Below are 16,918 nucleotides of genomic sequence, written 5' to 3'. Positions count from 1 at the left end.
AGCGCGGCGGCACTACTCGGGCAGCAGCCTGCTGCGCAGCGGCGGCAGCTCGGGGCGGACCGACTGGAACGGTCGGCCGCGGAAGAACATGATGTGCTCCTCGTCGTCCCACCGCGAGCTGATCAGCTCGTCCAGCTCTCCGAGAGCGATGGCGAGTCCGTCGCCGGCCCCCCAGGCGTCCTCACCCGAGTCTCTCTCGGCGAAGGCCTCGCACTGGTCGACGAAGTCGCGCCACTGCTGGGGGGTCAGGTGGATCGTCACGATCTCGCCGTCCTCGTCGACGACCTCGACCCGCCCGTGCGAGACCTGGTTGACGTTGACGTAGTCGCGGACCAGCGACTGCTGGAGCGTCCGCCACAGCCCGGTCGTGTCGGACGCCGCCTGACGGTGGGGCGCCGGCGGACGTGCCTCGCCGCTGCGGGCGCCCTGCCAGGTGCCGACGATGTAGGCGGCGCAGGAGCTTGCGTCGACGAGCCCGCTCGCCTCGCGCCAGGCGCGGTCGAACAGCAGCCTCGCCGTGACGGCCTGGCCGCCGTACAGGACCGAGACCTCGAGGTCGTCGAAGCCGTCGTCGGACGGCACCACGCGGAGCCCGACGACGCGGTAGTCGCGGCCGTATCCGTCGTGACGGTCGATGCCGTCGGAGGGATCGTCGGCGTCGAACAGCCTCTGCAGCGCAGAGAGCAGCTCGGCCACCCGCTCGTCGTCGGTCATGCGGGCACCGGTCGGCAGTCGGGGTTGAACACGCGGTTCGTCGACGGCGGGTCGTCGAGCAGCCGGGACGCCGACGGGACCGGGCGGCGGGCGAGCTCGCCGCCGCAGTTCGGGCACCTGCCGCGCAGCACCGTCGTCGCGCACTCGAGGCACCACGTGCACTCGTAGCTGCAGATCATGACGTCGGGTGATGTCGGGTCGAGGTCGGTGTCGCAGCACTCGCAGCTCGGGCGGATGTCCAGCATGGGTCCAGTATGAGGCTCAACCGGCCGGTTCGCGGCCCCCCTGTCACCGATGCGGTCGCTCGGGGGCGTCGAGGATGCGACTGACCTCGTCGGACTCGTAGAACGGCGCGAGCTCGGCCCGCAGCAACCGCTCGAGCTCGCCGGACTCGAGCAACGCGCCGACGGCACCAGGGGCGAACCGCACCGCGTCGGCCACCAGGTCGTCGCGGTCGAGCCCGAGCTCGTGCAGCAGCTCGAGCGGCGTGTACCCGCCGAAGGCTTCGAAGAAGCCGTCGACCACGGCGTGGCCGAGAGCGACGACCTGCGGGGCGCGCAGCACCGAGGCCACGAGATCGTGAGCGGCGTCGACGACGCCCGCCAGCTGCTCGACGTCCGCGTCGTCGCCCAGGCCGCGCAGCTGCTCGGCCGCCGCGAGGTCCCACACCTGCAGCACCGCGTCGCGGGTCGTGGGGTCGCGCAGCGTGTCGACGATGATGCGGTTGAGCCGGCGGACGGCGAGCGTGCCGCCCTTGCCCGCGGTGTCGGCCAGCAGCCCGTCGAGCTGCTTGTCGGCGGCTCCGACCATGCCGGCTGCGGCCCGCGTGCCCAGCGAGAGCAGGGAACCGAGCCCCGGCACCTTGTCGGCGACGGCCTGGTTCGCGGCGATCGCCTCGCCGACGATGCGACCCATGAACCGCGTCGCCGTCGCCCCGACGAGAGGGCTGGCGGTGAGTCGTTCCAGCGCGCGCTCGAGGGCAGGGGTCAGCGCGAGGGTCTCGTCGAGCAGCCGCTCGACCTCGGCCCGGTCGACGACGTCCGACAACGCGAACGGCTCGGGCGGCCCCGCCAGCACCAGGTCGCGTCCCAGCTCGACGAAGGCAGCGACTGCCGGGCTGGCCGGGACGTCGGTGAGGGCGCGGGTCACCACGGCCTTGACGGCGTCCGCGTCGGCCAGGTCGGCGAGCTGGCGCCTGCCCGCAGTGTCGAGCAGCGCCGAGACCACCCGGGCGACCGTCGCCTCGAGCTCGACGCCGGTCAGGCGGGCGAGGTGGAAGGCGACCTGTGCGTCGAGCAGTCGGTCGGCGGGCGTCGGATCCTCGGTGGGCACGTCACGACGGTACGGCACGCCCGAGCGCCTGCACGGCGATCGACGTGCCGCAGCTCCGTCCCGTCGTCAGGTCGGCGTCAGACCTCCGTCAGGCCGGACCGGACCTCGTCGAGGGCCTCGGGCAGCGCGACCTGCGGCGACCAGCCCCACCCGTGCGCGCGGTCGGCCACGATCCGGCCCGTCCAGGCGGCCGACTCGTCCCACACCGGCGAGACGCCGACGGCGTCGGCCACCACCTGGTGGTAGTCGGCGACTCGAGCAGGCCCGGCGGCGACATTGACGGGCGTGCACTCGCCCGCGACCGGTCCGGAGGCCACGTCGTCCGACGTCGGGATGCTCGCGGCCGCGACATCGGCGATCAGCGCCGCAAGGTCGGTGACGTGGACCCACGGGAACGACTGGTCGGCGACGGCGTGCCGCTGCGACTCGTGCTCGCGCATCCCGGCGGGACGCAGCGTGTTCCAGACCGAGGTCTCGCCGGCCCCCAGGATGGCCGGCGGACGCACCAGCACCCGCGTGATGCCGTCGACACCTGCCAGCGCGGCGTCGGTGTCGCGCTTGGTGACGCTGTAGTCGTTGGCGTCGTCACCGACCAGCGCCGAGCCCTCGCTGACGTCGCCGGCGCCGGGCGACCGGTCGTAGACAGCCGCTGTCGACACGTGCACGAGCAGGGGGACGCCCGCGCCGGCGGCTGCCCGCGCGATCGTCGTCGTGCCGACGACACCGATCTCGTGCTGGACGTCGCGGTCGGAGCCCATCGGGTGCACCGTCGTGACGACGGCGTCCGCGCCGTCGACGGCGTGCGCGGCGAACGACTCGTCGGTGAAGTCCCCGACCACCTCGGTGACGTCGGGATGCGCGGGCGCCGTGCCGGACCGACGTACGACGGCGCGCACGGTCGCTCCGCGGCTGACGAGGGCGTGGCACACCTGAGCGCCGACGAAGCCGTTGGCGCCGGTGACGACGACCGTGGGGCGATGGAAGCTGTCAGGACTCGATGAGGACGTCATGCTCCCCACTGTGCCACCGCGACCCAGCGCACCCGCCCGACACCGGCACGAGGCGGGGGTGGACGGCCGGGACGCCCTCAGGCCGGCTGGATGAGGTCCCAGCCGTTGCCGTACAGGTCGTCGAAGACCGCGACGGTGCCATAGGGCTCGTGCCGCGGCTGCTCGCGGAAGCGCACGCCCGCCGCCGTCATGTGCCGGTGGTCGCGCTCGAAGTCGTCGGTCTCGAGGAAGAACAGCACGGCTCCCCCACCCTGCCGGCCCACCGCAGCACGCTGGTCGTCGTCGGTCGCGGGCTTGAGCACGAGCGATGCCCCGGCCCCGCCGCGAGGTGCCACGACGGTGCGGCGGCGGTCGGGACCGATCTCGTCGGCGACCACCTCGAAGCCCAGCTGCTCGCGGAAGAACGTGAGTGCCTCGTCGATGTCGTGCACGAGGTAGTTCAGCGAGGCGATCGACGACATCACGCCTCCTCGGCGGCGGCGTCGACTGCGTCGTCGTCCGCGTCGTCGTCCGGGGTCGGCGGCGGGCCCTCGGCGAGCAGCTTCTCGAAGCCCTCCTCGTCGAGGATGGGCCGGCCCAGCTCTTCGGCCTTGTCGGCCTTGGAGCCGGCGTTCTCGCCGACGACGACGAAATCGGTCTTCTTGGACACCGAGCCCGAGGCCTTGCCGCCGCGGGCGATGATCGCCTCCTTGACGGAGTCGCGGGTGAAGCGCTCGAGCGATCCGGTGACGACGATCGTCAGGCCCTCGAGCGTGCGCGGGATCGACTCGTCGCGCTCGTCGGCCATGACCACGCCCGCCTCGCGCCACTGCCTGACGATGTCGACGTGCCAGTCGACGGAGAACCAGTCGACGACGGCCTCGGCGATCGTCGGACCGACCCCGTCGACCGCCGAGAGGGTCTGCACCGGGTCGTCGACCGTCAGCACCTGCTGGATGGCTTCCATCGTCGCGAAGTGCGTGGCCAGCGCGCGGGCCGCGGTGGGCCCGACGTGACGGATCGACAGGGCCACCAGCACTCGCCACAAGGGCTGGGTCTTGGCCTTCTGGAGGTTCTCGAGCAGGGCGTGGCCGTTGGCGCTGAGCACCCGCTCGCCGGCACCGTCCTCGAGCTCGTTCTTCTTGGCGGCGCGCGTGTAGAGCGGGACGCGCAACAGCTGCTGCTCGGTCAACGAGAACAGTCCGCCCTCGTCGACCAGCACCCCGGCCTCGAGCAGCGCGGTGGCTCCCTCCCAGCCGAACACCTCGATGTCGAAGGCTCCTCGGCCGCCGACGTGCGTGAGTCGCTCGCGCAGCTGCGAGGGGCAGCTGCGCGTGTTGGGGCACCGGACGTCCTTGTCACCCTCGCGCGACGGGGCCAGCGGCGTGCCGCACGACGGACAGTCGGTCGGGAAGACGAACTCGCGCTCGGAGCCGTCGCGCAGCGCCACGACCGGCCCGACGATCTCGGGGATGACGTCGCCGGCCTTGCGCAGCACGACCATGTCGCCGATGAGGACGCCCTTGCGCTTGACCTCGTGCTGGTTGTGGAGGGTGGCCATCTCGACCGTCGAACCCGCGACGCGGATCGGCTCCATGACGCCATAGGGCGTGACCCGGCCCGTGCGGCCGACGTTGACGCGGATGTCGAGCAGACGGGTGTTGACCTCTTCGGGCGGGTACTTCCAGGCGATCGCCCACCGCGGAGCCCGCGAGGTGGACCCGAGCCGCCGCTGGCGGTCGACCTGGTCGACCTTGACGACGACGCCGTCGATCTCGTGGGCGACGTCGTGACGGTGCTCGCCGTAGTAGGCGATGAACTCCTCGACCGCCTTCAGGTCGGGCACGACCTTGGCGCGGTCGCTCGTGGGCAGGCCCCACGCCTCGAGCGCCTCGTACGCCTGGCTCTGCCGCTCGGGGCTGAACCCCTCGCGGTAGCCGAGGCCGTGGCACACCATCGACAGCGGACGGCTCGCCGTGACCGAGACGTCCTTCATGCGCAGGGTGCCGGCGGCCGCGTTGCGGGGGTTGGAGAACGGGGTCTTGCCCGACTCGGCCCACGCGGCGTTGAACTCCTCGAACTCCTGGGTCGGGAAGAACACCTCGCCCCGCACCTCGACGTAGGCCGGCACGGGGAACTCGTCGGACGGCGTGAGCACGTGCGGGATGACCTTGATGGTGCGCACGTTGTTGGTGACGTCCTCGCCGACGCGTCCGTCGCCGCGCGTGACCCCTCGGGTGAGCTTGCCGTTCTCGTACGTCAGCGAGATGGCCAGCCCGTCGACCTTGAGCTCGCACAGGAACTCGGCGTCGTCGACCCCCTCGCGGAGCAGCCGGCCGTGCCAGGCCTCGAGCTCTTCGGTGGAGAAGGCGTTGTCGAGGCTGTAGAGCCGCTCGCGGTGCTCGTAGGCCTCGAACGACGACGACGGGCGACCCCCCACCGTCTGGGTCGGCGAGTCGGGCGTGCGCAGCTCGGGCAGCTGCTCCTCGATCTGCTCGAGCTCGCGCATGAGCTGGTCGTACTCGGCGTCGGACACGGTGGGCGAGTCGTCGACGTAGTAGCGCTCACGGTGCTCGGTGAGCGTCTCGGCCAGCGTCTTGTGCTGCTGCCTGAGCTCGTCGTCGGTCGCCATGCCCCGACTTTATCGCCGACGGCGGACACTCACGCGGTGGTCGGCGCCGCTCAGCCCTCGAGGCGCTCGGCCGTGGCGGCGGCGAGCTGCAAGGCACGTCCTGCCCACTGGGGTGAGCCGCCCGCCAGCCCGCACGTCGGTGTCACGACGAGACGCTGGGCGTGCGACTCGACGCCGAAGCCGAAGCGGTCGAGGAACGTCCGGACGCGGCTCGCGAGCAGCTGGTCGGTGACGCCCGGTGCGTCGGTCGACGGCACGACGCCGAACCAGAGGTCGACCCCCTTCTCGAAGGTCTCGGCCCACACGTCGTCGGGGCGCGCCAGGCCGAGGTCGAACGAGATCGCGGTGAAGCCGGCGCCGGCCAGCAGCTCGACCGGCACGTCGGGGGCGCACGAGTGCACGACCGGACGGGCGCCGCCGTCGACGATGGCCTCCACGACGTTGCGCAGCAGCGCATCGGCCTCGGGAGGGTGGACGCTGCGGTGGCGCGACCATCCGCTCGCGGTCGGGACTCCCCCGTCCAGCACCGCCGCGATCGCCGGCTCGTCGACCTGGACGACCACGTCCGCCCGCCCGAACCTGCGGCGGACGTCGGCCACGTGGGCGCGCAGGCCCTCGGCGAGCGACTCGCTGATCTCGCGGCGGGCGCCGTGGTCGGCCAGCATCTTGTCGCCGCGCGGACGCTCGACCGTGGCCGCGAGCGTGAGCGGCCCGGTGACCTGGATCTTGACGGGTCCCGCGTGCTCGTGGGCGAGCTCCTCGGCGACGTCGAGGTCCTGGGCGAGGAGCGACCGTGCCCGCCGCACGTCGCCGCCCTCGCCGACGCCGACGCGCCAGCCGTCCGGCTGCAGATCGGCCTCGAGGCCAGACAGCAGCGCCAGCGTGCGGCCGATCATGCCGGCGTGCACGCCGCGCGCCGGCAGCTCGGGCACGAAGGGCAGGTCGCCGGCGGTGTCGAGCACGATCCGCAGCGCCTCGGAGAGGTCGGTGCCGGGCATCGAGCCGATGCCGGTGGCGATCGTCATATCGGGCGTCCTGTCGTCGGTGTGTCGTGAGCGGTGCGCGAGCGTCCACCTGCCGCGTCCGGCTGGACGCCAGCGCACCGCCCCGAGGCGCGGTGGACGCTAGCTCACCGCTACGCGGGAGGTGGCCGAGATGGTGGCCGAGCCGACGACGCGCGTGCCGTCGTAGATGACGCAGGCCTGGCCAGGGGCGATGCCGCTGGCCGGGTCGATCAGCTCGACGTGGACGACTTCGCCGGTCACGCTCACCCGGGCGCGGTGCTCGTCGCCGTGGGCGCGCAGCTGCACCGTGCAGTCGAGCGTCTCGGTGGGCGCCGTGCCGCACCACAGGGGCTTGATGCACTCGAGGGCGTCGACGAGCAGCGCCTCGCGCGGGCCGACCGTGACGGTGCCGCTGACGGGCTCGATGTCGAGGACGAAGCGCGGCTTGCCGTCGTCGGCCGGCACGCCCAGGCGAAGCCCCCGTCGCTGCCCGATCGTGAACGCGTAGGCCCCGTCGTGCTCGCGCAGCACCGCGCCGTGCTCGTCGACGACGGTGCCGGGCTTGGGGCCGAGCTTCTCGCCCAGCCAGCCGGCGTTGTCACCGTCGGGGATGAAGCAGATGTCGTGGCTGTCGGGCTTCTGCGCCACCTGGATGCCGCGCGCCGCGGCCTCGACACGCACGACGTCCTTGGTCGTGTCGCCGAGCGGGAACAGCGAGTGCGCGAGCTGCTGCTGCGTCAGCACGCCGAGCACGTACGACTGGTCCTTGCCGTGGTCGATCGCCCGGTGCATCTCGATCGTGCCGTCGGGGGCGGTCTCGAGCTGCGCGTAGTGGCCCGTCGCGACCGCGTCGAAGCCGAGCGCCAGCGCCCGGTCGAGCACGGCGGCGAACTTGATCTTCTCGTTGCAGCGCAGGCACGGGTTGGGCGTGCGGCCCGCGGTGTACTCGGCGATGAAGTCGTCGACGACGTGGTCGGCGAACTCCTCGCTCATGTCCCAGACGTAGAACGGGATGCCCAGCGCGTCGGCGGCGCGGCGTGCGTCGCCGGCGTCCTCGATCGAGCAGCATCCGCGGGCTCCCGAGCGGTACGAGCGGGGGTTGCGGCTGAGGGCCAGGTGGACGCCCGTGACGTCGTGACCCGCGTCGACGGCCCGCGCCGCGGCCACCGCCGAGTCGACGCCGCCCGACATCGCTGCGACGACCCTCATCGGTGCCTCCGGCACAGGGCCCTCATGACCCGCTCCGCACGAGCGAGGCCCGTCGCGCCCGCTGGTGGACGGCGGGCAGCGCGGCCAGCACGCGGTCGACGTCGGCCTCGGTGGAGGTGTGGCCGAGGCTGAACCGCAGCGATCCGCGGGCTGCGACGTCGTCGTAGCCCATCGCCAGGAGCACGTGGCTGGGCTGCGGCACGCCCGCGGCGCAGGCCGAGCCCGTCGAGCACTCGATGCCCTGGGCGTCGAACAGCATCAGCATCGCGTCGCCCTCGCACCCCGGGAACGTGACGTGGGCGATGTTGGGCAGCCGGTGGTCGGACCCCGGCTCGGGGTCGCCGTTGACGATCGCGTCGGGGACGGCCGCCACGATGCCCTCGACCAGGCGACGACGCAGCCCCTCGATGCGGGCGACGGTCTCGCGCTGGTGGCCGATGGTCACGTCGACCGCGGCCGCGAAGGCGGCGATCAGCGCCGTGCTGACGGTGCCCGATCGCAGGTCGCGCTCCTGCCCGCCGCCGTGCAGCAGCGGGGTCGCCTCGAGCTCGCGGGCGATGACGAGCGCGCCGACGCCGACCGGTCCGCCGAGCTTGTGCGCGGTGACGGTCATGGCGTCGAGGCCGCTGGCGGCGAAGTCGAGCGGCACGTAGCCCGCGGCCTGCACCGCGTCGCTGTGCACGGGGATGTCGTGGGCGCGGGCGATCGCCACGACGTCGGAGATCGGCTGGATCGTGCCCATCTCGTTGTTGGCCCACATCGTGGTGACGGCCGAGACGCTGGACGGGTCTCGTTCCACCGCTGCGCGCAGGTCGTCGACGACGATGCGTCCCTGCTTGTCGACGGGCGTCATCTCGACCTCGGCGCCCTCGTGCTGGGCCAGCCACGTGACGGGGTCGAGCAGCGCGTGGTGCTCGATCGAGCTGAAGACGATGCGCCTGCGTGCGGGCTGCTGCGCGAGGCGCGACCAGTACATGCCCTTGATGGCCAGGTTGTTGGCCTCGGTGCCGCCCGAGCAGAAGACGACCTCGCTCGGCCGTGCGCCGAACCGCTCGGCGATCAGCTCGCGCGCCTCCTCGACGGTGCGACGTGCCGCACGGCCGGATGAGTGCAGCGACGACGCATTGCCCGTGACGGCCAGCTGCTCGGCCATCGCCGCGATCGCCTCGGGGACCATGGGCGTGGTGGCCGCGTGGTCGAGGTAGGCGGTACGGGAGGTGGGGGTCATCGCAGGACAAGCGTAGTCCGCCCCTGAAGAGCGTCCGGCCCCCGCTGGGCAGCGCGCGACGGGCAGCCGTCAGTCCAGCAGGGTGATGAGCCCGGCAGCCACCACCAGGGTGACCGCGACGCCGAGCATGATCGCCGTGTACGGCCACCGCACGACCCACGGCAGCAGGCCCGGGGCGAGACGTTGCCAGTCGCGACGATCCATCGCGCCGGGGGCCGGCTCGACCCCCACGGCATCGGCGACCCGCTTGACGTCGGCGGACGTCCAGACGCCCTCGGCGAGGGTGATGCGTCCGCGGACGCCGGGGCGACGCATCACCAGACGTGGCGGCGACGAGACGCCGCCGAGGTTCGACACGTACCGCGCGTGCAGGCCCTGCAGGTCGTCGTCGACGGGCAGCGTGAGGCTCCGGCCGTTCCAGCGCGTGAGCCGCACGATGCCGGCGCCGACGACCACGCTGCGCGGCACCGTCATCAGCACCACGAGCAGCAGGATGCCTGCCAGCAGCACGGGCGCCGCGAACACCGCGACCACCACGTGCCCCGTGCACGTGGCCACCACCAGCACGACGGCTGTGACCGCGGTCCCGGCCGCGATCCACGGCCGGGCCGCGTGCAGCGCCGAGCGGTCGGGCCGCACGACCAGCTCGGTCACCCTGCGCTCACCCGTGCTCGTCGAGCCCGGCCTCGGCGAACGAGATGCCGACCTGCCGGCGGATCTCGTCGGACGCCTCGAGCGAGATGATCGAGGCGCTGAGCAGACGGATCGGCGTCTCGCGCTCGCCGGCGGCGATGCGTCGCGCCGCCTCGGCGGCCTGGAAGTGCAGCCCGCCGACCTGGTCGCCGTGAGGCTCGTCGTACGTCAGCGTGACGCCGCGGTCGGCCGACGTGATCGTGATCGGCCCGGGCGAGTTGTGCAGCGCCTCGACCGTGGCGACGCCCTCGCTGCCGATGATCGTGATCTCGTTGCGCGGCCAACCGTGCAGGGTCGTGGCCACGACGCTCATCGTGCCGCCGTCGTGCAGCATCGTCGCGCCGAGCTGGCCGTTGACGCCGCGGACGTCCGGCACCCCCGCCGCCGCCACGCTGCGGGCCGGACCGAGCAGCGACGTGACGTAGGCCAGCGGGTACGTGCCGAGGTCGAGCAGCGGTCCGCCGGCCAGCGCCGGGTCGAAGATGCGGTGACCGTCGGGGAAGTGCTCGCCGTAGACGGTGTGGACGCTGCGCAGCTCGCCGAGCCCGCCCGCGTCCAGCACCTGCCGCAGCACGTCCCACTTGGGCAGGAACAGCGTCCAGAGCGCCTCGGCGCAGAACTGGCCCGTGCGCGCCGCGACCGCCGCGATCTGCCGCGCCTGGTCGGCGCTGATCGCGATGGGCTTCTCGACGAGCACGTGCTTGCCCGCCTCCATGCTCATCACCGCGTGCTCGAGGTGGGACGGGTGCGGTGTCGCGACGTAGACGACGTCGACGTCGTCGAGCGCGACCAGCTCGTCGTACGAGCCCACCGCGGTGGCGATGTCGTGGCGGGAGGCGAAGGCCTGCGCCCGGTCGAGCGAGCGGGAGCCGACGGCGGCCACCACCTGGGTGGTGTGCGCCTGGAGCGAGGCCACGAACTGCTCGGCGATCCACCCGGGGCCCATGATCGCCCAGCGCAGCGGCGGCGCGTCGCGGGAGTCGGGCGTGCGGGGGGACGGCAGCGCCTGCGGGAACGTCATGCGGCACCACCGTCGAGCTCGGCGTGCACGAGGGGCGCGACCTCACGGCCGTACAGCTCGATGCTGCGCATGAGCCGGTCGTGGCCCAAGGCACCGTTGCTGAACTTGAGGTCGAACCGGTCGATGCCCAGGATGCGGGCGTTGCGGACGATCTTGTCGGCGACGGTCTGCGGAGAGCCGACGTAGATCGCACCCTCGGGGCCGGCACCGGCCTCGAACTCCTCACGCGTGGGCGGCGGCCAGCCGCGCTCACGTCCGATGCGCTCGCGCTGCAGCGCGAAGTGCGGCCACAGCTCGTCGCGGGCCTGCTGGTCGGAGTCGGCGACGTGCCCGGGCGAGTGCACGCCGATCGGCAGCCGCGGCTGGCCCAGCTGGTCGAGGGCGCGGCGGTACAGGTCGGTGAACTGCGCGAACTGCGCCGGGGGCCCACCGATGATCGCCAGCATCAGCGGGATGCCGTAGCGGGCTGCGCGCACGACCGACTCGGGGCTTCCGCCGACGCCGATCCAGGTCTTCAACGAGCCGGACGCGGTCTTCGGGAACACGTGCTGGTCGACCAGGGGCGGCCTCAGGCGGCCCTCCCACGTGATGGGCCCTTCCGAGCGCAGGGCCGCGAAGAGGTCGAGCTTCTCGGAGAAGAGCTCTTCGTACTGCGAGAGGTCGAGCCCGAACAACGGGAACGACTCGGTGAACGATCCGCGCCCCAGGATCACCTCGGCCCGACCGTGCGACACCGCGTCGAGCGTCGCGAACCGCTCGTAGACGCGGATCGGGTCGTCCGAGCTGAGCACCGTCACGGCCGTTCCGAGCCGGATCCGGCTCGTGAGGGACGCGATGGCCGCCAGCACGACCTCGGGCGCGCTCACCGCGAAGTCGTCGCGGTGGTGCTCCCCCACCCCGAAGAAGGCCAGGCCGAGCTCGTCGGCCAGCACCGCCTGCTCGACGATGTCGCGGATGACCCGGTCGTACGGCAGCGGCCGGCCGTCCGGCCCGGCCGTGACGTCGCCGAAGGTGTCGAGGCCCAGCTCGAAGCGGGTGGGACGGTCGTCAGGAGGCATGCGCCCATCGTAGGGACGTCCGCCGCGGCGCGTACCTGGTGCAGACTGGTGCCGTGCTGGAGATCGTCGTCATCGTCGTCATCGGCCTGCTGCTCGGCTTCGTCGCGTTCGCCCTCGTCGGACTGCTGCGGGTGCGGTCGTTGCGCGCCCGGCACCGTGGGCGCCTCGCGACCATCGAGCCACAGCACTCCGAGCCGGCCAGCCTCGTGGGGGTGGCGTCCGAGGGACGCGTGCAGACCCGCGGCGTCGGCACCCTCGCACTCGGCGACACGCACCTGCTGTTCGCCCAGCTGCTGCCCGAGCGGGACGTCCTGGTGCCACGCGACGCCATCACGTCCACCCGCGCCACGCGGCACTTCCTCGGCAAGACCACAGGATCCGACCTGCTGCTCGTCACGTGGGACGTCGACGGCCTCACCGATGCCGCAGCGTTCTCGGTGCCCGACGTCGGCGCCTGGCGCGACCGCCTGGCCTGAGCGGGGTCTGCGTCAGCCGACCTGCGCGACGTGGGTCTGCGCGGCGGTGCGCACCTCGACCACCATGCCCTTGCCGAGCTGGCGTCCTCGACGCGTCTCGACCTCGCCGTCGACCAGCACGTCGCCGTCACCGATCATCGCCCCGGCGTGGGCGCCCGACTCGGCGAAGCTCGCGAACTTCAGGAACTGACCCAGCCGGATCATGTCGCCGCTGATCTCGATGACCTCGATGTCGTCGCGTCCGGTGCCCATGCGGGCCAGTCTAGAGTCGGTCGCATGGACAGCTCCGCCCGCGCCGACGTCTGGGTGTCCGCCGTCCGCCTCTACAAGAACCGCTCGATCGCCTCGAAGGAGTGCCGCGCCGGCCACGTCCGCATCAACGGGGCGAAGGCCAAGCCGTCGCAGCCCGTCAACATCGGCGACCGCATCGAGGCGCTGACCGAGGGCGGTCTGCGCATCGTGGTGGTCACCAAGATCATCGCCAAGCGCGTCGGCGCCCCGGTGGCCGTGCAGTGCTACGTCGACAAGACTCCCCCGCCGCCGCCCAAGGAGGAGGTCGCGGTCATGCCCCGGCGCGACCGCGGCGCCGGACGTCCGACCAAGCGCGACCGCCGGGCGATGGACCGTCTGCGCGGACGCTGACTCAGCCGAGGTGCGAGGTCACGAAGGCGTGCACGTCGGCGAGCTCGTCGGCGGAGATGCCGTGAGCCAGGCCCGCGTACGTCCGCTCGGTGACGTCGACGTGCTGGGCGAACCACGCTGACGCCCGTTGCGTCGCGTCGGCCGGGATGATCGGGTCGGCGTCGCCGTGTCCGAAGAACACCGGCACGCGACGGACGGCCAGGGCCTCGTCCCCGGCAGCCGGCTCGTCGAGCACGAAGCCCGACAGCACGAGCGCCGCCCCGAAGCGGTCGGGACGGGCGCGCAGCAGCTGGCTGACCATGAGGCCGCCCTGCGAGAAGCCCAGGGGCACGACGACGCGGTCGGGTGCCACGTGCTCGTCGAGCCAGCTGAGCAGCGCCTCGGTCGACTCGGCGACCACCGTGGGGTCGGGACGTCCCGGCACCCCGATCGGCACCCAGGCGTAGGCGCCAGGCGCCATCGTGATCGGGGCCCGCACCGCGGCGTGGGCGAACCCGGGTGGCAGGTGCGGCACGAGACTCGGCAGGTCCTGCTCGTTCGAGCCGTATCCGTGCAGGAGCAGCAGAAGGGGCTCGGAGTCTGCTCCGCCGCGGACGGTGCTCGAGTCGTCGATCGTCATGGTCATGCGATCACACTAGTTGACATCTCAACCACCCGGCTGGTCCACGGCGCCCTCTGGCTGAGCCAACAGGATCGGGAGGAGAAATCGCGAGCTGAGTGGGGCGAGGTCGATGCCGTCCAGGTCGTCGAGCTCGACCCACCGGAACTCGGCGATCTCGGCGGCCGCCACCGGCGCCGCGGCCTCGACCGTCACCGAGTACACGTCGGCCCTGACGACGTGCCCGGGCTCGTTGGCCGCGTCCTCCTCGAACGTCCCGACCCAGGTGAACGCCTCGGCGGGCAGGTCGAGGCCAAGCTCCTCACCCAGCTCGCGGCGGAGCGCCACCAAGGGGTGCTCCCCCGGCTCGAGCTTGCCGCCGGGCTGCATGAACATCGTCGTGCCGTGCTTGCGCACCATCAGGGCCCGACCCCGGTCGTCGACCGCCAGCGCCGCGGCCACGTGGATGACCGGCGGCGTCACGGCTTCGGCGTGGTGGCAGCGCCCCACTTGTCGGTCCACGACGGCGGCGCCGCCAGCGCCTGCAGCAGCGAGTCGAGATCGTCGTCGAAGGTGACGATCCCCGACTGCTCGGCTCGCACGAAGCCTGCCGAGACCATCGAGTCGAGCATCTGGCGCATCGGCGCCCAGAACCCCGCGACGTCCAGGAACCCGCTGGGCTTGGCGTGGATCGTCAGCTGCGCCCAGGTCCACTGCTCGGCGACCTCCTCGAGCGTCCCGGCGCCTCCCGGCAACGCGATGAAGGCGTCCGACAGATCGGCCATGAGCTGCTTGCGCTCGTGCATCGACTCCACCACGTGCAGCTCGGTGACGCCGCGGTGCGCGAGCTCACGGTCGTCCAGCTGGCGCGGGATGACACCGACGACGCGACCACCGGCGTCGATCGCGGCATCGGCCACGGCTCCCATCAGGCCCACGTGACCTCCGCCGTAGACGACGTCGATGCCGCGCTCGGCCAACGTGCGTCCGGTCAGGCGCGCCGCCTCGGCGTACACAGGATCGGTGCCGAGGCTCGAGCCGCAGAAGACGGCGATGGCCGAGAGTGTCATGGGTGCTCCGAGCTGGGGGACGAGGACGACGCCCCACGATAACGTCAGTCCTCCGACGCCCGGGACGGGCGCGACCCCGCACTCGGGAGGGCCGCGAGCCCGCGCGCCAGCAGCCCCAGCCAGCCCCAGCAGACGCCCGTCAAGCCGGCCACCTGGGGCAGGAGCACGGCACCCCGCAACGGTTCGGACAGGCCCCGGAGACCATCCGCCCCAGGTCCGATGCTCCAGACCAGGGCGGCGGTGCCGGCCGCCGTCACGACGGCGTGGAGGACGGCTCCGCGCCAGGGCGACCGAGCCCTCGACGTCACGTCGACGAACGACATCGCGACGAGCCAGCCGGCGACGAGGGCCAGCGCGAAGGGGACGAGCTCGATCCCCCGCCCGTGGACGAAGAAGGGCAGCGCGACCGCCGCGGCGGCAGCCGCCCAGGTGGTACGACGGCCCAGCAGACGACGCAGAGGTGCGGTCGTCGCGCGGTCGCGAAGGGCCATGGGACATCGATGGTAGGTCCAGCGCCTCGGTAGTGTCGTGGCACGCCCACGGAAGGAATCGGTGATGGCCGCCATCCGCGACAAGATCCGCTTGCTCAGCCGGCACCGGGGCGTCTCGATCGACGGCCCCGTCGACGTGCTCGGCTCCGAGCAGATCGCCCCGTCGTTCCGGCGGGTCGTCGTCCGTGGGGACTGCCTGGCCGCGTACGAGCAGGTGCTGCCTGCCGACGGCTTCAAGATCGACCTCGGCACGCCTGAGGCGCCCGCGATCAGGGGCTTCACCGTGCGCGGATTCGATCTCGCCACCCGCACGCTGCACTTCGACGTGCACGTCCACGCCGACGGCATCGCGTCGACCTGGGCGCGCCAGGCCGGTCCCGGATCGCGTGTGCGCTTCCTCGGCTTCCGCCGCGACTTCGCGATCGGCGACGACGTCGGTCACCACGTGCTGGTCGCCGACGCGAGCGCCGTCCCCGCCCTCGCGCGCATCCTGGAGGCGATCCCGGCCGAGCACCGGGTCGTCGTGCTGGCGGAGACACCGACCCGCGCCGACCTCGACCTGCTGCCCGTCCGAGACTCCGTCGAGGTGCACGCCGTCGTCGGCGGACCCTCCGTCGGCCCCGACAGCCCGCTCGCGACCGCTGCGGTCGCACTGGCCGTCAGCACCCGGGCCGAGTACTGGGTCTCGGCGGAGACCACGACCGTCCGAGCCATACGGCGGCACCTGCTCGACGCCGGCCTCGACCGTCAACGGCTCCACGCCACGGCCTACTGGGTCGCGGGACGCACCAGCAGCCAGCGCGACGACGACGAGGCCGTCACGTTCGACCGCGCGGCACGGGCAGGCCTGGACGTCGACGACCCAGCCGTCTACGACCTCATCGAGTTCGAGGGCGCCGGGCAGCCCCGCGCCTGAGCCGGACCGGCCGCACCGAGCCGCGCCGGGTCGCCAGCATCCTCGTCGGGTGTGCTCAGATGGAGTCATGCGCCGGTTCTCGTCCGTGCCCGCCGTGGGCGCCGTCCTGCTCACCGCGACCGCCCTCACCGCCTGCGGGAAGACATCCGCTCCCGCGGCCTACAGCCCGAAGGACGACACGTCGACGTACGACTCGGCGCGGCAGCTGTCCGACTGGTCATCAGGCGACGCGGACGACTTCAGTGCCGTCATCGACCTGCCCGACGGCCGCAAGGTGTCGATGTTCTACGCCAAGGACCGTGGCCTCGCCGAGCAGCACTACTCGCCGGAGGCCGACGCCTGGACGGCGCCGAAGATCGTCTACAAGACTGCGACCGATCCTTGTCAGGGCATCGCCCTGGCCCAGCACGACGGCACTGTGGCGGTCACCGCCGACTGGAACCTGTACTGCTACGACGGTGAGCCGCCGGACGAGAGCATCGCGGGCGTGGCCACCGGCGACCTCACCGAGTGGACCACCGACCTCACCCGGCACTTCGACGGCTGGAGCGCGCCCGTGGTGTCGGACGACGGCACGCGCGCCACGTGGAAGCACCACGCCGACCGGCTCGTCTGGTCGAGTGACGGAGGGTTCGACAAGGACCTGGGATAAGCCCCATGAGGAGTGGACCGAGGAGCTGGGCGACCTGGAGGCCACTGAGTGGCCGGCATACCTCGTCGAGCGCTCGGGACTGCCCGGCCCGCGCGCCAACGTGCCGCTCGTCCAGGTGGTGGCCGACCTCGGCGACGCCGGCGTCGTCGAGGCGTTGCCGAGTGACGACCTACCCCGACTGCGCAGGCTGACG

General features: G+C 72.5%; 21 protein-coding genes. 4 read left to right on the top strand and 17 right to left on the bottom strand.

Features of this window, described 5'->3' with window-relative positions:
- Positions 1 to 12: 12 nt before the first annotated feature.
- The 12 genes from DX116_RS10740 to DX116_RS10685 all read right to left on the bottom strand — a co-directional run bounded on the left by DX116_RS10740 (position 13) and on the right by DX116_RS10685 (position 11,880).
- A complete protein-coding gene (locus DX116_RS10740; RefSeq protein ID WP_119704273.1) occupies positions 13 to 714 on the bottom strand; it encodes a hypothetical protein in 702 nt (233 codons plus the stop codon).
- Entirely contained in the window at positions 711 to 959 is a 249-nt protein-coding gene (locus tag DX116_RS10735) for a DUF1272 domain-containing protein (protein ID WP_119704272.1), read from the bottom strand. Before DX116_RS10735 ends, DX116_RS10740 begins: the two co-directional genes overlap by 4 nt.
- Before the next feature lie 43 nt (positions 960 to 1,002).
- Positions 1,003 to 2,046 (bottom strand): hypothetical protein, encoded by a 1,044-nt coding sequence (locus DX116_RS10730; protein ID WP_147393647.1) that lies wholly within the window; start codon positions 2,044 to 2,046, stop codon positions 1,003 to 1,005.
- A gap of 77 nt (positions 2,047 to 2,123) precedes the next feature.
- Entirely contained in the window at positions 2,124 to 3,056 is a 933-nt protein-coding gene (locus DX116_RS10725; protein ID WP_119704270.1) for an NAD-dependent epimerase/dehydratase family protein, read from the bottom strand.
- Between the two features lie 77 nt (positions 3,057 to 3,133).
- Entirely contained in the window at positions 3,134 to 3,517 is a 384-nt protein-coding gene (locus DX116_RS10720) for a VOC family protein (RefSeq protein ID WP_119704269.1), read from the bottom strand.
- Positions 3,517 to 5,667, bottom strand: a complete 2,151-nt coding sequence (ligA, locus tag DX116_RS10715; RefSeq protein ID WP_119704268.1) for an NAD-dependent DNA ligase LigA — start codon at positions 5,665 to 5,667, stop codon at positions 3,517 to 3,519. Before ligA ends, DX116_RS10720 begins: the two co-directional genes overlap by 1 nt.
- 50 nt (positions 5,668 to 5,717) lie before the next feature.
- The gene (locus DX116_RS10710; protein WP_119704267.1) at positions 5,718 to 6,692 is read right to left on the bottom strand and encodes a uroporphyrinogen decarboxylase/cobalamine-independent methonine synthase family protein; all 975 of its coding nucleotides are present in this window, start codon (positions 6,690 to 6,692) and stop codon (positions 5,718 to 5,720) included.
- A 99-nt stretch (positions 6,693 to 6,791) separates the two neighbouring features.
- On the bottom strand, positions 6,792 to 7,880 hold the full coding sequence (gene mnmA, locus DX116_RS10705; RefSeq protein ID WP_119704266.1) for a tRNA 2-thiouridine(34) synthase MnmA: 1,089 nt from the start codon (positions 7,878 to 7,880) through the stop codon (positions 6,792 to 6,794).
- Between the two features lie 22 nt (positions 7,881 to 7,902).
- Positions 7,903 to 9,108 (bottom strand): cysteine desulfurase family protein, encoded by a 1,206-nt coding sequence (locus DX116_RS10700; protein WP_119704265.1) that lies wholly within the window; start codon positions 9,106 to 9,108, stop codon positions 7,903 to 7,905.
- Positions 9,109 to 9,177: 69 nt separating this feature from the next.
- Complete coding sequence (locus DX116_RS10695; RefSeq protein ID WP_119704264.1) at positions 9,178 to 9,762, bottom strand: hypothetical protein; 585 nt, start codon at positions 9,760 to 9,762, stop codon at positions 9,178 to 9,180.
- A 7-nt stretch (positions 9,763 to 9,769) separates the two neighbouring features.
- Entirely contained in the window at positions 9,770 to 10,822 is a 1,053-nt protein-coding gene (locus DX116_RS10690; protein ID WP_119704263.1) for a Gfo/Idh/MocA family protein, read from the bottom strand.
- Positions 10,819 to 11,880 carry an LLM class flavin-dependent oxidoreductase gene (locus DX116_RS10685; protein WP_119704262.1) on the bottom strand — a complete coding sequence of 354 codons (1,062 nt, stop codon included), beginning with the start codon at positions 11,878 to 11,880 and terminating at the stop codon, positions 10,819 to 10,821. Before DX116_RS10685 ends, DX116_RS10690 begins: the two co-directional genes overlap by 4 nt.
- A gap of 53 nt (positions 11,881 to 11,933) precedes the next feature.
- Here DX116_RS10685 and DX116_RS10680 point away from each other — a divergent pair, with 53 nt between their 5' ends.
- Positions 11,934 to 12,356, top strand: a complete 423-nt coding sequence (locus DX116_RS10680) for a hypothetical protein (protein ID WP_119704261.1) — start codon at positions 11,934 to 11,936, stop codon at positions 12,354 to 12,356.
- 12 nt (positions 12,357 to 12,368) lie between these two features.
- On the opposite strand, the gene DX116_RS10675 is transcribed toward DX116_RS10680, so the two are convergent.
- Positions 12,369 to 12,608: an RNA-binding S4 domain-containing protein gene (locus DX116_RS10675; RefSeq protein WP_119704260.1), complete on the bottom strand. Its 240-nt coding sequence runs from the start codon at positions 12,606 to 12,608 to the stop codon at positions 12,369 to 12,371.
- 24 nt (positions 12,609 to 12,632) lie between these two features.
- Between DX116_RS10675 and DX116_RS10670 the strand changes: the two genes are divergently transcribed.
- Positions 12,633 to 12,998 (top strand): RNA-binding S4 domain-containing protein, encoded by a 366-nt coding sequence (locus DX116_RS10670; RefSeq protein WP_119704259.1) that lies wholly within the window; start codon positions 12,633 to 12,635, stop codon positions 12,996 to 12,998.
- Position 12,999: 1 nt separating this feature from the next.
- Here the strand turns inward: DX116_RS10670 and DX116_RS10665 are convergent, their stop codons facing one another.
- Genes DX116_RS10665 through DX116_RS10650 form a run of 4 tightly spaced genes read right to left on the bottom strand, consistent with a single transcriptional unit; the run spans position 13,000 to position 15,157 of the window.
- Positions 13,000 to 13,623, bottom strand: coding sequence for an alpha/beta hydrolase (locus tag DX116_RS10665; protein WP_119704258.1), 624 nt, complete (start codon positions 13,621 to 13,623; stop codon positions 13,000 to 13,002).
- Positions 13,624 to 13,644: 21 nt separating this feature from the next.
- Entirely contained in the window at positions 13,645 to 14,079 is a 435-nt protein-coding gene (locus DX116_RS10660) for an NUDIX hydrolase (protein ID WP_233556705.1), read from the bottom strand.
- Positions 14,076 to 14,666 (bottom strand): LOG family protein, encoded by a 591-nt coding sequence (locus DX116_RS10655; protein WP_119704257.1) that lies wholly within the window; start codon positions 14,664 to 14,666, stop codon positions 14,076 to 14,078. The genes DX116_RS10660 and DX116_RS10655 overlap by 4 nt, the downstream gene beginning before the upstream one ends.
- A gap of 44 nt (positions 14,667 to 14,710) precedes the next feature.
- Complete coding sequence (locus tag DX116_RS10650; RefSeq protein WP_119704256.1) at positions 14,711 to 15,157, bottom strand: hypothetical protein; 447 nt, start codon at positions 15,155 to 15,157, stop codon at positions 14,711 to 14,713.
- A gap of 64 nt (positions 15,158 to 15,221) precedes the next feature.
- Between DX116_RS10650 and DX116_RS10645 the strand changes: the two genes are divergently transcribed.
- Both DX116_RS10645 and DX116_RS10640 read left to right on the top strand, forming a co-directional pair.
- A complete protein-coding gene (locus tag DX116_RS10645) occupies positions 15,222 to 16,073 on the top strand; it encodes a siderophore-interacting protein (protein ID WP_119704255.1) in 852 nt (283 codons plus the stop codon).
- A 67-nt stretch (positions 16,074 to 16,140) separates the two neighbouring features.
- A complete protein-coding gene (locus DX116_RS10640) occupies positions 16,141 to 16,725 on the top strand; it encodes a hypothetical protein (RefSeq protein ID WP_119704254.1) in 585 nt (194 codons plus the stop codon).
- The last annotated feature ends 193 nt before the right edge of the window (positions 16,726 to 16,918 follow it).

This window comes from Aeromicrobium endophyticum, assembly GCF_003586285.1.
In the GTDB taxonomy this organism is placed as follows: domain Bacteria; phylum Actinomycetota; class Actinomycetes; order Propionibacteriales; family Nocardioidaceae; genus Aeromicrobium; species Aeromicrobium endophyticum.
This window is presented reverse-complemented; position numbering and strand designations above follow the sequence as displayed.

Excerpts from the sequence above, each read along its gene's own strand:
- DX116_RS10740 (WP_119704273.1), bottom strand. The coding sequence starts at position 714 with ATGACCGACGACGAGCGGGTGGCCGAGCTGCTCTCTGCGCTGCAGAGG.
- DX116_RS10735 (WP_119704272.1), bottom strand. The coding sequence starts at position 959 with ATGCTGGACATCCGCCCGAGCTGCGAGTGCTGCGACACCGACCTCGAC.
- DX116_RS10725 (WP_119704270.1), bottom strand. The coding sequence starts at position 3,056 with ATGACGTCCTCATCGAGTCCTGACAGCTTCCATCGCCCCACGGTCGTC.
- DX116_RS10720 (WP_119704269.1), bottom strand. The coding sequence starts at position 3,517 with ATGTCGTCGATCGCCTCGCTGAACTACCTCGTGCACGACATCGACGAG.
- ligA (WP_119704268.1), bottom strand. The coding sequence starts at position 5,667 with ATGGCGACCGACGACGAGCTCAGGCAGCAGCACAAGACGCTGGCCGAG.
- DX116_RS10710 (WP_119704267.1), bottom strand. The coding sequence starts at position 6,692 with ATGACGATCGCCACCGGCATCGGCTCGATGCCCGGCACCGACCTCTCC.
- mnmA (WP_119704266.1), bottom strand. The coding sequence starts at position 7,880 with ATGAGGGTCGTCGCAGCGATGTCGGGCGGCGTCGACTCGGCGGTGGCC.
- DX116_RS10700 (WP_119704265.1), bottom strand. The coding sequence starts at position 9,108 with ATGACCCCCACCTCCCGTACCGCCTACCTCGACCACGCGGCCACCACG.
- DX116_RS10690 (WP_119704263.1), bottom strand. The coding sequence starts at position 10,822 with ATGACGTTCCCGCAGGCGCTGCCGTCCCCCCGCACGCCCGACTCCCGC.
- DX116_RS10685 (WP_119704262.1), bottom strand. The coding sequence starts at position 11,880 with ATGCCTCCTGACGACCGTCCCACCCGCTTCGAGCTGGGCCTCGACACC.
- DX116_RS10675 (WP_119704260.1), bottom strand. The coding sequence starts at position 12,608 with ATGGGCACCGGACGCGACGACATCGAGGTCATCGAGATCAGCGGCGAC.
- DX116_RS10670 (WP_119704259.1), top strand. The coding sequence starts at position 12,633 with ATGGACAGCTCCGCCCGCGCCGACGTCTGGGTGTCCGCCGTCCGCCTC.
- DX116_RS10665 (WP_119704258.1), bottom strand. The coding sequence starts at position 13,623 with ATGACCATGACGATCGACGACTCGAGCACCGTCCGCGGCGGAGCAGAC.
- DX116_RS10655 (WP_119704257.1), bottom strand. The coding sequence starts at position 14,666 with ATGACACTCTCGGCCATCGCCGTCTTCTGCGGCTCGAGCCTCGGCACC.
- DX116_RS10650 (WP_119704256.1), bottom strand. The coding sequence starts at position 15,157 with ATGGCCCTTCGCGACCGCGCGACGACCGCACCTCTGCGTCGTCTGCTG.
- DX116_RS10645 (WP_119704255.1), top strand. The coding sequence starts at position 15,222 with ATGGCCGCCATCCGCGACAAGATCCGCTTGCTCAGCCGGCACCGGGGC.
- DX116_RS10640 (WP_119704254.1), top strand. The coding sequence starts at position 16,141 with ATGCGCCGGTTCTCGTCCGTGCCCGCCGTGGGCGCCGTCCTGCTCACC.